Here is a 14,680-nt window from a genome sequence, read left to right on the forward strand (position 1 = left end):
AGGGCGCCAATCCGGGCTCGGTTCTGCGGGGTCAGCGGTTCGCGGTCCTCCGAGGAGCGGCTCGCCAGGCGCGGACGCCCAACAGGGCGACGGTGGTGCCGATGGCCAGCGAGGCGCCGATCAACAGGGCGTGCACCCAGAGGAAGCCGGTGGCCGGCCAGTCACCGACGGTGCCACTGGCCCACGCGCGGGGGTCGCGCCAGATGGCGACGGCGAACCGGGGCCAGATCGCCCAGGTCCAGACCCCGACTCCGACCAGGAACAACGCCCAGCCCCGTGACAGCACCATGGGAGTCGAGTATGCCAGCGGAGCCACCCGGATCCGGTACGCCGTTTCCGTCCCGGTGGGCCGGGGCAGGAGGAAGGGGGAACCGTCCAGCCGCCCGGGAGGTCCCGATGCAGCAGAGCCCGAACTTCAATCCGTGGTCCTGGCGTGATCCGGCCGCACTCGCCGGCGGGTACGACCAGGCGAGCCCCTCGCGTGGGCCGTCCGAGCAGTCCGACGGGGCGACCGACGGGCTGGACGCGCCCGGCCCCGGCACCCCGCTCGACCTCAGCGGCTACCGGGTGGAGGCCACCGACGGTCGGGTCGGTTCCATCGACGAGGCGACGAACGACGTCGACGCCAGCTACCTGGTCGTCGACACCGGTCCGTGGATCTTCGGTCGACAGGTGCTCCTGCCGGCGGGGACGGTCTCCCGGGTCGACCACCTCGACCGGATCGTCCACGTCGACCGGAGCCGGGAGCAGATCAAGGACTCGCCGGGCGTCGACCCGACGCAGCTGCGCGCGCAGGAGCACCGCGACCAGGTGGGCACGTACTTCACGCAGACCTACGGGCAGGGTTGAGAGAGCGGGGCCGTCACCCGACCGGGTCCGCTCCGAACTCGGCCGGGCCGAGCCACCACCGCCGCGCCACCGTCGGACCGCCGAGCACACGCCGTCGGGCCAGCGCCGGGCCACCGCCGGACCGCCGAGCAAACGCCAGGCCACCGCCGCAGCGAACGCCGAGCCACGGTCGGGCCACCGCCGGGGCCGCCGTCGGACCGGCGGGTCGTTGTGGGGTGAGGCAGGATGACGGCCATGCTCCCCCCACCCCGTGCTCTCCTGTTGGACTTCGGTGGCGTGCTCGCGGACGCGCCGGCACGGAACACCGCCGAACCGGAGCTGGTCCGGCGGGTCGACGAGGTGACCCGGGGGGAGGTCGGCACCGAGCGGATCCGGAAGGACCTCGACGCGGGGGTCCGGGCGTACGCCGCGTGGCGCGACGACGTGGGGAACACCGAGCGGTCCGTCGAGATGGGGCACGCGCAGGTGTTCCGTGATTTCGTCACCGTCGACTGGCCTTCGGCTGCCCGGGCGGCGGTCGAACGGGAGGCGACCCCGCTGGCGTACGCCTGGACGTGGCGTTCCGGGTGGGCCGTGCGCCCGGGTGTCCCGGAGGCGTTGCGGGCGGCTCGGGCTGCCGGTCTGCCGATGGCGGTGGTCAGCAACACCCTCTGTGGGGCTGCGCACCGCGACTTCCTCGACCGGGCCGGGTTGACGCACCTGTTCGCCGCGCAGTTCTACAGCGACGAGGCCGGGCCTCGGAAGCCGAACCCGGAGCTGGCGTTGCTGGCCGCCCGGGCGATCGGGGTGCCGATCGGCGGGTGCTGGTTCGTCGGGGACAGCGTGCACCGGGACGTCCGGTGCGCCCGGCGGGCCGGGACCGCCGCCGTGGTGTTGATGCGGTCGGCGCGCACGGACCGGGAGTCCCCGTTGCCCGACGCGCTGCCGGATGCCCGGATCGAGGACGGCCACGGACTGGTCGACCTGCTGGGTGAGGCACTGGGTGAGCGGAGGGGCCGGTGACTCCTCGGCGGAGGAACCCTGCCTAGCAGGTTCGCGGTTGCGGTCGACTGGCAGAGTGGGCCGGCATGGAGGCGCTCGCGGTACAGGGGTTGAGCCGTAGGTTCGGCAGCCTGGTCGTCCTGGACGAGGTCAGTTTCACAGTCGGGGCGGGGCGGATCGCCGTCGTGACCGGCCCGAACGGCTCCGGCAAGACGACCCTCCTGCGGTGTGTCGTCGGGGCCGACCGGCCGGACGCCGGTGAGGTGCTGGTGGACGGGCGGCGGGCGTACGAGACGGATGCCTGGGTGCGGGCGTACGTCGCGGCCGCCCTCGACGACATCGACTTCTTCCCGGACCTCTCGGTGGTGGAGCACCTCGAACTCCTCGCCCACGCGCACGGGGGTTCGGCCGACCCGGTCCCCGAGGTCCTGGCCGAGCTGGGGTTGGACCGGGCTCGGGACCAGTTGCCGGCCACCCTCTCCAGCGGGCAACGGCGTCGACTGGCGTTGGCGTCGTGCTTCGTACGACCGCGCCGGCTGCTCGTCCTCGACGAGCCGGAACAGCGACTGGACGTACGGGGGCGGGCGTGGCTGGCCGACCGGCTGCGCGCCGAGCGGGACGCGGGCACCGCTGTGCTGATGGCCTCGCACGACGCGGAACTGGTCGACGCGGTGACCGACGATCGGATCGAGCTGGGGGCGTGACCGGGTCGGACACGTCGGAACGGCCCGCGGTGGCGGCGGATGTCCCGACCGCGCGACAACTGCGGTCGCGGTTGCGTCAGGCCCGCCGTCGGCACCGTACCCAGTCCGTCGGTGACCTGCTCACCGACGTGTACATGGTGGTCCTGTTCGGGGTCATGTACGGGGTGGCGTTCGTCAGCAACGCACGCGAGTACCTGGACTCGCCGGCGGCTGCCGCCGCGGACGCCGGTGAGCGGTACTGGATCGTGGTGGCCGCCCTGGTGGCGGTGGCCGGGCTCGGTTGGCAGGGCCTGCGGTCGGTGGGTCCGCTGCTGGTCGTACCGGCGTTGCAGAGTTGGGCGGTGAGCAGTCCGGTGGACCGGGCGGCCTGGCTGCGTCCCCGGTTCGTGGTCCTGCTCGGCGGGGCGTTCGGTGCGGTGGGGCTGGTGGGGGCGGTCTCCGCGTTCGTCGACGGGGTGGATGCCGGCGTCGACCTGGTGGTGGCGGTCTCGGGTGCCGGGGTGGTGGGGGTGGCGGCGACGGCGCTGGCCGTCGTCGCCCAGGGCAGTCGGGCGGGGCGTCGGTGGCCCCGGTTGCTGGGGGTCGGCCTGGTGGGTGCCGGTGCCGTCCTGACCGTCGGGGTGGTGGTCGCGCACTTCACCGGCGGTGGGCTGGTCCGCCCCTCCGGTTCGGTGGCGGTCGGGCTCCTGGCCGTCGGTCTGCCGGTGGCGGTGCTGACCGCCGCCCTGGCGGCCCGGTCGTTGCCGCTCGTCGACCGGGCCGCGTTGACCACCGGTGCGCAGTTCGCCAACGCGGCCGCCACCGCCGCGGTGATGTTGGATCCGTCGTTGCTCGGCGGGCTGTTGGAGAGCCGTCGGTGGCGTGGGGTGGGCCGGGTACGGAGTCGGCGTTTCCTCGCCGGTCGGCGGTGGTGGGTGTTGGTGCAGGCCGAGGTACGCCGGTTGCGGCGGCACCCGAGCGCGGTGCCGGCCTGGGCGGCGTTGATCCTGGTGCAGTACGCGGTGGCGGTGGCTGCTCCGGCTGTCGCCGGTTCGGCGCAGGTGATCGGGGCGTACCTGGCCACCGACCGGTTGACCGGGGGGCTCCGGTCGTTGAGCCGTTCCCCCGGGCTGCGGCGGGCGCTGGGCGGTGACGACTCCCGCAACCAGGTGGCGCACGTGGTCGTTCCGGGAATGGGGGCGGCGCTGTGGTGGCTGGCGACCCTGCCGGTGGGTGGGCCGTCGTTGGGGTGGGTGGCGGTGGTGATGGTCTTCGGCGTGGTGGTCGCCGCCTACCGGTCGGGGACCCGGCCGCCGTTGGACTACGACACGCCGGTGGCGCACACCCCGTTCGGGGTGATTCCGGTCGGGCTGATGACCCAGATGCTGCGGGGGTGGGACGTGGTGGCGGTGTTGGTGGTGGCCCGCCTCCTGCTGTCCTGACCGGATCGGATCCGCTGCTCACGTCGGGTGGAGGCGGAAGGATTCGCGGCTCCTTTGATCGGGATTCATGGATTGACAAAGTTTGGTATTCCAACTTAATCTGCGTTCCCCGATCGGGCGCCGGCCGCCTTCGCAGTGGCGCCTGCCGTTGTCCGTCCCCAACGGAACCCAGGCGAGGAGCGTCATGACCGGAACACGAGGCACGACCCGCAGGACCAGATGGCGCCTCGGCCTGTTCGCCGGCGCCCTCAGCATGGTGATGGTGACCCTCGGCATGACGTTCGCGGTCAGCGCGCAGGCGGCCGCCGGATGCAAGGTGGCCTACTCGGCCAACCAGTGGCCGGGCGGCTTCACCGCGAACGTCGCGGTGACCAACCTCGGCGACCCGATCAACGGGTGGCGTCTGACCTGGACGTTCCCCTCCGGACAGCAGGTCACCTCGGCGTGGAACGCCACGGTCACCGCCACCGGGTCCGCGGTCACCGCCACGAACGTCGGCTACAACGCCGCCCTGCCGACCAACGGCACCGCCTCGTTCGGCTTCAACGGCTCCTGGACCGGGACGAACACCGCCCCCACCACCTTCGCGCTCAACGGCGTCACCTGCACCGGTGGGGTCGGCCCGACCACCGCCCCACCCACCACCCCGCCGGTCACCACCCCGCCGCCCACGACCCCACCCCCGGTCGGAGACCCGATGGCCTACGTGGCGGCGATGCAGCCCGGCTGGAACCTCGGCAACACCTTCGACGCGGTCGGGGCCGACGAGACCGCCTGGGGCAACCCCCGGGTCACCGAGGCGCAACTGGACGCCATCCGGGCGCAGGGGTTCAACAGCATCCGGATCCCGGTCACCTGGAGCAACCACCACGGGCCTGCACCGGCGTACACCATCGACACGGCGTGGCTGAACCGGGTCAAGGAGGTCGTGGGCTGGGCCCTGGACGACGGCTTCTACGTGATGATCAACCTGCACCACGACTCGTGGCAGTGGATCAACACCATGCCGACCGACCGGACCAACGTCCTCAACCGGTACAACGCGCTCTGGACCCAGATCGCCGCCGCGTTCAAGGACGCCTCACCGAAGCTGCACCTCGAAAGCGTCAACGAACCCCAGTTCGCCAACAGCTCCGGTGACGCCCAGAACGCCCAGCTCCTGCACGAGCTGAACACCTCGTTCCACCGGATCGTCCGGGCCTCCGGGGGCAACAACGCCACCCGGATGCTGGTCCTGCCCACCGTCTACACCCAGACCGACCAGGCCCGCGCCGACGAACTGCTGGCCACCATCAACCAGCTCAACGACCGCAACCTGATCGCCACCGTGCACTTCTACGGGTACTGGCCGTTCAGCGTGAACGTCGCCGGGGGCACCCGCTTCGACGCCACCACCCAGAAGGACCTGACCGACCAGTTCGACAGGGTGTACAACACCTTCGTCACCCGGAACATCCCGGTGATCGTCGGGGAGTACGGCCTGCTCGGCTTCGACAGGCACACCGGCACCATCCAGCAGGGCGAGAAGCTCAAGTTCTTCGAGTTCCTCGGGCACTACGCCAAGAGCCGGCGACTCACCACCCAGCTCTGGGACAACGGGCAGCACTTCAACCGGACCACCTTCCAGTGGCGGGACGCGGAGCTGTGGGCCCAGATCAGGTCGAGCTGGACCACCCGCTCCGGCACCGCCTCCTCCGACCAGGTGTACGTCCCGCGTACCGGGGCTGTCACCGCCAAGTCGCTGACCCTGAACCTCAACGGCACCACCTTCTCCGGGCTGCGTCAGGGCAACACCAACCTGGTGCAGGGCACCGACTACACCGTCTCGGGCAGCCAGCTCACCCTCACCGCGAGCGCGCTGACCCGGCTGGTCGGCAGCCGGGCGTACGGGGTGAACGCCACCCTGCACGCACGGTTCTCCACCGGCGTGCCGTGGCGGATCGACGTGATCTCGTACGACCCGCCGGTGCTGTCCAACGCGACCGGCAGCACCACCGCCTTCGCCGTCCCCACCCAGTTCCGGGGTGACCAGCTCGCCACCATGGAGGCGAAGTACGCCGACGGCAGCAACGCCGGACCGCACAACTGGACGTCGTTCAAGGAGTTCGACGTGACCTTCTCCCCGGACTACACCGGCAACCGCATCACCCTGACCGAGGCCTTCTTCGCCGAGGTCAACGCCGGTTCCCGGGTGACCCTCACCTTCCACTTCTGGAGCGGCGCGACGGTCACCTACCACGTCACCAAGTCCGGCAGCACCGTCACCGGCACCACCGCCTGACCCGCACGGTGGTCCGGACCGCCTGGCGCCCCACGGCGGCCCGGACCACCGGCCACGACTGGGCCGCGACCACAGGCCGCGTGGTGCTGGTGCTCCCGAAGGTTTCCGCAGGACGGGATGAACCAGGGAAGGGCGTCGCCCGTATAAGGGATGCCGCCACCTTCGGTCGTTCACCCTTCGTGAGGTGCGCGGTATGCGTCCACCCATGGAAGGAGAAAAAGAATGCTCGAAGACAACGTTGAAGGTAACCTGCGTGACCCGGAAAATCGTGCGCGGCTGAAGAGAGAGGTCGAGCAGGGCAGCGAATTTGCTACGGCGCTGACCAATGCCATGCAGAACGGCCACCAGCCGACCGCAGACGAACATGCCGCATACGATAAATGGCAAACTCAGTGGGTCAAGCTAGAGTCCGCAGAAGCCGCCCTCAGGGTTGAGTCCAGTCTGGTCCTGGGCACACCGAGCGCAGTTCGTCAGACGGGAGTCACTTACAACGCCGGGGATCGGATGGCTCATGCCTGGCCCCAGGAGTGGAACCGGCATAACTGGACGCCGGAGGCGTACGCGCATCACGCCCAACAGACCCGGCATTTGATGCCCTACGATCCGCTCCTCGACCGGACCCCGGGTGTCCGCCAAGCCCATGTTTCGCAGGCGGCTCAGCAGCCTCTCCCGGGTACGCAGCAGATGAACACGGCTGACAACAGGGTCGACCCCTCCGGGCCGTCCCGGTATCAACCCGGCCCGAGCGCGGAGCGCCCCAACAAGCGTCAGAGGCAGTAGCCACTGACGGCAAGAGGAATGTTCGGAGAGTGACCCTCCTCTTCACCCTGGACAGGCGTAGTGGTCACCAGACGGGCGACTGGTGACCACACGACGACAGATCGGAGACAGGTCATGGCCGACCTCGACGTACAGATCGTCCAGACCTCGTCGCTGGGCGACCGCAGCTACCTGGCCCACGACGGCCAGGTAGCGATCGTGGTGGATTCGCAACGCGACGTCGACCGCATCCTGGCGCTGGCCGGACGGCTCGGGGTCCGGGTCGCGTACGTGGTCGAGACCCACCTGCACAACGACTACGTCTCCGGGGGGCTGGCCCTGGCCCGGACGACGGGCGCCCGGTACCTGGTGGCCGCCGCCGACGAGGTGGGCTTCGACCGGGTGCCGGTGACCGACGGCGACGAGGTCACCGTCTCCGACCGGATGCGGCTCCGGGTGGTGGCCACCCCCGGACACACCTTCCACCACCTGTCGTACGTCCTGCACGGCCCGGACGGGCCGGTGGGGGTGTTCAGCGGCGGGTCGTTGCTGTTCGGCACCACCGGACGCACCGACCTGCTCGGTCACCGGCACACCCACGCCCTCGCCGCGCACCAGCACCGGTCGGTACGCCGACTCGCCGACCTCCTGCCCGACGGGGCGCAGGTCTGGCCCACCCACGGGTTCGGCAGTTTCTGCGCGGCCACCCAGTCCGACGCGCCGGAGTCGACGGTCGGGCGGGAACGGCAGGTCAACCCGGCGTTGCGGTTGGAGGCCGACGACTTCGTCGAGCAGACCCTCGCCGGGCTCGACGCGTACCCGGCGTACTACGCGCACCTGGGGGCGATCAACGCCGCCGGGGCCGACCCGATCGACCTGACCCCGGCCCGGAGGGCGGACGCCGCCGAGGTGGCCGACCGGATCGCCGACGGCCAGTGGGTGGTGGACCTGCGGTCGCGCACGGCGTTCACCAGTCGGCACCTGACCGGGACGCTCAGCTTCGGGCTGGACGGGCCGATGGCCACCTGGCTGGGGTGGCTGGCCCCGTGGGAGGCCCCGCTGACCCTGCTCGGCGAGAGCGAGGAGCAGATCGCGCAGGCGCAGCGGGAACTGGCCCGCATCGGGGTGGACCGCCCCGCCGCCGCTGCCACCGGCGACCCCGGGGAGTGGGCCGACGGCGTCGAGGAGCGGCTCGTCGGGCTGCCCCGGGCCACCTTCGCCGACCTCGCCGCCGCCCGCGCCGGTGCCCCGCCGTCCGGCCTGCCCGGGGTGGACGTCCTGCTCGACGTCCGGTTGGGCAACGAGTGGCGCACCGATCACGTCGAGGGTGCCGTGCATCTCCCCCTGGCCGACCTGCCGGACCGCCTCGACGAGGTGCCCGCCGGGACGGTGTGGGTGCACTGCGGGTCCGGGTACCGGGCCGCCGTCGCCGCCAGCCTGCTCGCCCGCGCCGGTCGTACGACGGTGCTCGTCGACGACGACTACGGCGTCGCAGCCGACGCCGGCCTCCCCGTGGTCCCGGGCGATCCGGGGCAGTGAGCAGGGTTGGATCGGGGGAGCCGGGGCAGTGAGCGGGGACGAGTCGGGGCCGTGAGCGGGGGTCAGTCGGGGGTCTGCGGGCCGAGCAGCCGGATCTCCTCGATGTCGAGCACCGCCTGCACCTCCCGCTGTACCGCGTCGTCGATCTCGTTGCGGTCGCGCAGCCGGGTCACCTCGCGGCGTTTGTGGTCGATCAGGTCGAGCTGGAGGCGGCGGACCAGTTCCCGGTCACGGGTGCTGTCCCCCTCGTCGTTCCCGGCGGACTCGACGTCGTCGAGGTGCTGTTCGTAGTCGCCGCGCAGCCTGTCGACCGAGTCCTGGCTGACCCCGAGCCGGGCGGCCACCCCGGGCAGCGCAGCGAGTCCCGCCCGGGTCGCGGCCACCCTGGCCAGCCTGACCTCGTCGTCCCGGCCGGGGTCGCCGACCAGGCGCGCCCAGGTGACGACGGCCGGGAGGGTGGTGCCCTGCAACAGCATGGTCAGCACGATGACCAGGGCGGTGCAGAAGATGATCAGATCCCGTTCGGCTGCCGGCGACCCGGTGTCGGTGGTCACCGGCACCGCGAGCGCCGCCGCCAGGGAGACGGCGCCCCGGAAACCCGCCCACCCGGCCATCGTCCGGACCCGCCAGTCGACCCGTTCCGCCGGCCGACCCGGCCGCCTGTCGAACGCCTCGATCAGGCCGATCGACAGGTGCACCCAGACCATCCGGGTGGCCACCACCACCCCGGTCACCACCAGGGCGATGACCAGGGCCTGCACGGCCGAGATGCTGGTGATGCCGCGTACCGCCCGGGGGATCTGCATGCCGAGCAGGACGAAGAGCGAACCGTTGATCAGGAAGGTGGCCAGGTCCCAGAAGCCGAGGGCCAGCACCCGTGACGGTGCCCGGATGACGCGGGGCGCGGCGTACGACAGGAGCAGACCGGCGACGACCACGGCGAGGACCCCGCTGGCGTGCACCGTCTCGGCGAGCAGGAACGCCACGAACGGGGTCAGTACGCTCAGCGCGCCCTCCCGCAGCGGATCGTCGAGGCGACGGCGGATCAGGACCACCACCCCTCCGGTGACCAGTCCGGCGGCGATACCGCCGGTCGCCTTTCCCACGAACTCCCCGACGAGTTCGAGTGCGCCCGGTGAGGCGTGCCCGGAGATCACCCCGACGGTCACCGCGAACAGCACCAGCGCCGTACCGTCGTTGATCAGGCTCTCCGCGCGCAGGGTGGTGAGGATCCGGCGGGGCATCCGCTTGGCCAGCCCGGCGACCGCGGCCGCGTCGGTCGGCGCGAGCACCGCCCCGAGCACCCAGGCCGCCGCCGGTACGACGCCGAGGGCCTGGGCGGTCAGCGACACCGCGAACATGGTCAGGACGACCAGGACGACGGCGAGGAGCACGATCACCAGGAGGTTCGCCCGGATCTCCCGCAGGCTGACGACCAGGCTCTCCCGGTAGAGGATGGCCGGGAGGAACAGCAGCAGCACCACTTCGGGTTCGAGGACCACGTGGGACAGCGGCGGCAGGAGGGCGAGGAGTGCGCCCAGCGCGATGAGCAGGACCGGCGGGGCGACGCTGTACCGGCCGCCCAGGGTGGTGCCGACGATCACCGTGGCGCCCAGCACCACGATCAGCACCAGAGCCTCCACGCCCCGCCCTCCCCTCCGTCCGGTGCACCGGTCCCCCGACCATCGTGTTACGGGTACCGCCCGTGACATGGGGGAACAGAGGATCCGACAGGGGGTTTCGGGTCGTCAGGCGGTCCGAGGGGTGCCACAGTGGGCGAGCCGGTCCGGTATCCGGCCGCGGTGAACCGGCGAACCGGGGTATGCCGTACTAGACGGTGTCGGCCGCGTTCCGCGCAGCCGACCCACGTCGGGCTGCCGGAGCCTGACGGCGCACAGCGGGAGGAACGAGCATGGAGACTGCTGGACGGGGGCGGGACCTGCCCCGCCGCGCGTGGGGTCTGGCCCGGTCGATGGTGCTGTACCACGGCCAGCCGGGCAAACACCGCCGGGCGGCCCGCCTCTACGGCGACTTCCTCGGCCCGGGTGACCTCGGTTTCGACGTGGGCGCGCACGTGGGTGGCCGGGTCCGCACCTGGCGCAAGCTCGGTGCCCGGGTGGTGGCGATCGAGCCGCAACCGGACTGTCTGCGGGTGCTGCGGCTGTTCTTCGGCCGGGATCCGCAGGTGACGCTCGTCCCGGACGCGGTGGGGGCGCAGGCCGGTCAGGCGAGCCTGGCGCTGTCGACGGCCACCCCGACGGTCTCCACCCTGTCGCAGAAGTGGATCGACTCGGTGACCACCGACCAGAGTTTCGCCAGGGTCCGGTGGGACCAGACCCTCCAGGTCACTGTCACCACCCTCGACGACCTGATCGCCCGGCACGGGGTGCCGGCCTTCTGCAAGATCGATGTCGAGGGGTTCGAGTCGGAGGTGCTCGCCGGACTCACCCATCCGGTTCCGGCGCTCTCCTTCGAGTACCTTCCGCCCGCCCACGACGCCGCGGTCGAGGTGCTCGGCCAGGTCGAGCGGTTGGGCGCCCCGGCGGGCGGTTACGAGTACAACTACTCGCCGATCGAGACCATGCGGTACGCCCAGGACAGCTGGATGAACGCCACCGAACTGCTACAGCTGATCGAACGGTTCCGTCCGCTGGGCCGCTCCGGCGACGTGTACGCCCGACTCGTCACCGGTCCACGCCGCTGACGGGCCGTACCGCTGACGGGCCGGGGCGCTGCTCGTGCGTGCCGGGGCGCTGACGTTCTTCCGGGTTCCGTCACCGGCGCTCGGACGCCACGCCGGGTCACCTGACCGGTCGTCCGGGGCCGGTGTGCCAACCTGGCTGCCATGGTGGATGTCCTCCCGCCGCCGGTCGGACCGACGGCTGACCGGCCGTTACCACCGGCGGAGTTCGCGGCGATCTACGCGCGGGTGCCCCGGCTGACCGTCGAGGTCGTCGTCACCACCCCGACCGGGGTGGTGCTCACCCGTCGGTCCATCGAGCCGTGCCGGGGTCGGTGGCACATCCCCGGCGGGACCGTGCACTTCGGCGAGCTCCTGCCCGACGCGGTCCGCCGGGTCGCCCGCGCCGAACTCGGGGTCGAGGTGGACGTCCTGGGGATGATCGGCTACATCGAGTATCCGAGCCTGCACCGGGGCGGATATCCGGGTTGGCCGGTCGGGGTCGCCTTCGAGGCAGCCGTGCTGACGGGCCGGTTGGCCGCCGCCGAGCAGGCCGACGAGATCGGGACCTTCCGCCGGGTTCCGGACGGGACGATCCCCGAACAGGCCGCCTTTCTGGAACGGTGGTGGGGCGGTCCGTCGACCACCTGAGGCATCCGTTCCGCTCGATCGGCGGCCCGCCGTACACCGGGTTATCGTGCTGTGATGACGCAGACCAGTGAGGATTCCGCAGGCGCCGCCACGATTCGCGTACCCGATTCGACAGACCGCGCCGAGTGGGAGTCGCAGTATCGCAGCGGTCGATGGGACTACCTCGCCGACGACGTGGAGGCGGTCCGCTACCAGCGGATCGCCGCCGAGATACGTGAGCGCGGGGCCACCAGCCTCCTCGACCTCGGCTCCGGCACCGGCCTGCTGTACGAGGCGCTGGGCGGGACCGCGTACCCCGGCCGGTACCTGGGGGTCGACTGGTCCATGACCGCGCTCCCGCGTCCCCCCTGGGGTGCCGGTCACCACTGGGTCTGCGCCGACGTCACCGCCCTGCCGGTGCGGGGCCGGTTCGACGTCGTCCTGCTCAACGAGGTCCTCTACTACCTCGACGACGCGCCCGCCGTCATCGACGGCCTCTTCCCCCTGCTGGCCGAGGGAGGCGCGCTGGTGGTCTCGCTGTGGCAGCCGGACGAGGGTCGCACCCCCCGGTGGCGGACGTTCGTCGACCGGCTCAACGCCGACCTCGTGGCCCGTTCGCCCGCCCGTCAGGACCTCCTCGGCCAGGACGGCCGGGAATGGCGACTGTACGTCCTGGAGGCCGCCTCCGCACCCCGGGCCACACCGAATCAGATCCAGTGAGATAAATAGATAATCGCCGGGTCATACCACCGACCCACCGACTGGAGCGATGAGCCGCACAGTTCGGAAACAGTTGTTCCAGATATTGTCGCCGACACCTGGATTCGCTTACTGTCGGGCCTCATCGCCCCCTCGGTAAGGAGTTCGTCTTGCGTCTCCGCCTCGCCATGGCGACCGTCGCCACCGCTCTCGTCGGCGCGTTCCTCGCCCCCTCGACCGCAGTCGCCGCCCCCACCGCACCGCAGCCGATCATCGGCGGCGGCCCCGTCGCGTCAGCGCCGTGGGCCGCCGCCGTCCTCTCCGGCGGGTCGTTCACCTGCTCCGGCTCGATCATCGCGCCGCGCTGGGTGCTCACCGCCGCACACTGCCTCGGCGGGTCGATGTCGGTCCGGGTCGGCAGCGTCAACCGCTCCTCCGGCGGCAGCACCGCCACTGTCAGCGCCACCTACAACCGGTACGACCTCGGCCTGCTCTACCTGAGCACCGCCATCTCCACGACGTACGTGACCCTGGCCAGCAGCAACCCGCCCACCGGGTCCACCAACACGATCTTCGGGTGGGGCCGGACCTGCACCAACTGCGCCGCATCCCCCACCCTGAAGACCGCCACCGTGCAGGTGAGCTCCACCAGTGCCACCGACGCGTACGGCGGTCAGGCCATCCGCAGCACCGGCGTCAACGGGGTCGCCTGGCGGGGCGACTCGGGCGGACCGCAGTTCTACAACGGACAGCAGGTCGGAGTCTGCTCGACCGGCAACGGGTCGACCTACCAGAACTACGCCTCGGTGGCGAACAGCCGAAGCTGGATCACCTCGGTCACCGGCGTCTGAGGTGGTGGTGCGGGGTGCCGGTCCGGCGTCCCGCACCACGCCGCCCCCAAGCCGGTCCGGGAGCGGCGACGAAGTGACATGAATCAAGGCCCGTTGACGGCGGGCGACCCCCACCCGGCATAGTGTGATCATGGGAGAAGCCGCGTCCGGGGTCCAGGGCCGACGCCAGGACATCGGTCGCCTCGTCGACCTCATGCTCTGGGTGGCGACCATCATCGCGGCGCTGCTGGTGGGGGCGGCCCACTTCGCCGGAGCCCCTCCGGTCCTGCGGTTCCTCGGCACCCTGGGGGCGATCACCCTCGCCTCCGCCGTCCTCGGCCGCGCACTGGACCAGCTCGGTGGCCGGATGCGACCCGCCACCATCGGCACCTTCCAGGCCGTCGTCGGCAACCTGCCCGAACTCATCATCTGCATCTTCGCCCTGCGGGCCGGACTGGTCACGGTCGTCCAGGCCGCGTTGATCGGGTCGGTGCTCAACCTGCTGCTGCTCGGCAACGGACTGGCGTACCTCACCGGTGGGCTGCGCAACGGGACGATGACCATCGACGGCCGGCACGCCAAGGTCACCCGGGTCCTCCTGGTGCTGCTGATGGCCACGCTGATCACCCCGGCGATCGCCGTCAACCTGGGCACCCCCGCCGCCGAGCACACCAGCGCCGTCTCGTACGTGGTGGCGATCGCCCTGCTCACCGTCTTCCTGGTGTCGCTGCCGTTCCGGTTGGGCAAGAACACCGACGCGCCGCCGCCGGTCCACAACGGAACCGGTGAGGCGAAGGTCGGCACCTGGCCGCTGCCGAGGGTGCTGATCCTGGTGGTGGTGGCCGGGCTGTTGATCGCCTTCGAGGCGGACTGGCTCACCGACGCCCTGGTGCCGGCGACCGAGGCGATGGGCCTCAACCCGGCGTTCGTCGGTCTGTTCCTGGTCGCCACCGTCGGCAACCTGTCGCAGCTCGCCCCGGCGGTCCAGCTGAGCCTGCGCGGGGACGCCGACACCGCCACCGCGATCACCATGGAGGGCGCACTCCAGGTCGCCCTGATGCTCGCCCCGGTGCTGACCCTGATCGCGCCGCTGCTCGGTGCCGGGGAGTTCACGCTGATCTTCCCGCCGTTGCAGATCGTCGCCGTCATCGTGGCGGCCCTGCTGGTCGTCTTCGTCACCATCGACGGGACGGTCAACCACCTGGAGGGGTTGGCCCTCGTCGCCCTCTACATCGTGCTCGGCTCGCTCTTCTGGTGGGGATGAGGTAACCGCGCGACCCGGCCCACGACCCCCCGGCCCACGACGA

The 14,680-nt window shown here is 71.3% G+C and carries 14 protein-coding genes; 12 read left to right on the forward strand and 2 right to left on the reverse strand.

Translation table 11 applies throughout. The features are described from left to right. Window positions 1-31 precede the first annotated feature (31 nt). The gene (locus tag WHN02_RS03680; protein WP_434742049.1) at window positions 32-289 is read right to left on the reverse strand and encodes an SCO4848 family membrane protein; all 258 of its coding nucleotides are present in this window, start codon (window positions 287-289) and stop codon (window positions 32-34) included. 107 nt (window positions 290-396) lie between these two features. Here WHN02_RS03680 and WHN02_RS03685 point away from each other — a divergent pair, with 107 nt between their 5' ends. From WHN02_RS03685 to WHN02_RS03715, 7 genes are all read left to right on the forward strand, one after another. Beyond that, window positions 397-849, forward strand: coding sequence for a PRC-barrel domain-containing protein (locus WHN02_RS03685; RefSeq protein WP_434742050.1), 453 nt, complete (start codon window positions 397-399; stop codon window positions 847-849). A gap of 234 nt (window positions 850-1,083) precedes the next feature. Then, window positions 1,084-1,851 (forward strand): HAD family hydrolase, encoded by a 768-nt coding sequence (locus WHN02_RS03690; protein ID WP_434743807.1) that lies wholly within the window; start codon window positions 1,084-1,086, stop codon window positions 1,849-1,851. Window positions 1,852-1,916: 65 nt separating this feature from the next. Further along, window positions 1,917-2,534 carry a heme ABC exporter ATP-binding protein CcmA gene (gene ccmA, locus WHN02_RS03695; RefSeq protein ID WP_434742051.1) on the forward strand — a complete coding sequence of 206 codons (618 nt, stop codon included), beginning with the start codon at window positions 1,917-1,919 and terminating at the stop codon, window positions 2,532-2,534. Further along, entirely contained in the window at window positions 2,531-3,955 is a 1,425-nt protein-coding gene (locus tag WHN02_RS03700) for a DUF6297 family protein (RefSeq protein WP_434742052.1), read from the forward strand. Before ccmA ends, WHN02_RS03700 begins: the two co-directional genes overlap by 4 nt. A 184-nt stretch (window positions 3,956-4,139) precedes the next feature. Next, the gene (locus WHN02_RS03705; RefSeq protein ID WP_434742053.1) at window positions 4,140-6,236 is read left to right on the forward strand and encodes a cellulase family glycosylhydrolase; all 2,097 of its coding nucleotides are present in this window, start codon (window positions 4,140-4,142) and stop codon (window positions 6,234-6,236) included. A 222-nt stretch (window positions 6,237-6,458) separates the two neighbouring features. Beyond that, window positions 6,459-7,016, forward strand: a complete 558-nt coding sequence (locus WHN02_RS03710; protein WP_434742054.1) for a hypothetical protein — start codon at window positions 6,459-6,461, stop codon at window positions 7,014-7,016. A gap of 114 nt (window positions 7,017-7,130) precedes the next feature. After that, complete coding sequence (locus tag WHN02_RS03715; RefSeq protein ID WP_434742055.1) at window positions 7,131-8,534, forward strand: MBL fold metallo-hydrolase; 1,404 nt, start codon at window positions 7,131-7,133, stop codon at window positions 8,532-8,534. Window positions 8,535-8,596: 62 nt separating this feature from the next. Here the strand turns inward: WHN02_RS03715 and WHN02_RS03720 are convergent, their stop codons facing one another. Continuing rightward, a complete protein-coding gene (locus tag WHN02_RS03720) occupies window positions 8,597-10,177 on the reverse strand; it encodes a Na+/H+ antiporter (RefSeq protein ID WP_434742056.1) in 1,581 nt (526 codons plus the stop codon). A gap of 269 nt (window positions 10,178-10,446) precedes the next feature. Between WHN02_RS03720 and WHN02_RS03725 the strand changes: the two genes are divergently transcribed. From WHN02_RS03725 to WHN02_RS03745, 5 genes are all read left to right on the forward strand, one after another. Then, window positions 10,447-11,238, forward strand: coding sequence for an FkbM family methyltransferase (locus WHN02_RS03725; RefSeq protein WP_434742057.1), 792 nt, complete (start codon window positions 10,447-10,449; stop codon window positions 11,236-11,238). A gap of 141 nt (window positions 11,239-11,379) precedes the next feature. Next, on the forward strand, window positions 11,380-11,865 hold the full coding sequence (locus WHN02_RS03730) for an NUDIX hydrolase (protein WP_434742058.1): 486 nt from the start codon (window positions 11,380-11,382) through the stop codon (window positions 11,863-11,865). Between the two features lie 54 nt (window positions 11,866-11,919). Beyond that, entirely contained in the window at window positions 11,920-12,564 is a 645-nt protein-coding gene (locus WHN02_RS03735; protein ID WP_434742059.1) for a class I SAM-dependent methyltransferase, read from the forward strand. Between the two features lie 149 nt (window positions 12,565-12,713). Beyond that, entirely contained in the window at window positions 12,714-13,394 is a 681-nt protein-coding gene (locus WHN02_RS03740; RefSeq protein WP_434742060.1) for a S1 family peptidase, read from the forward strand. 130 nt (window positions 13,395-13,524) lie between these two features. After that, a complete protein-coding gene (locus WHN02_RS03745; RefSeq protein WP_350897792.1) occupies window positions 13,525-14,637 on the forward strand; it encodes a sodium:proton exchanger in 1,113 nt (370 codons plus the stop codon). The last annotated feature ends 43 nt before the right edge of the window (window positions 14,638-14,680 follow it).

It is taken from the genome of Micromonospora sp. SH-82, from assembly GCF_051132485.1.
GTDB lineage: Bacteria > Actinomycetota > Actinomycetes > Mycobacteriales > Micromonosporaceae > Micromonospora.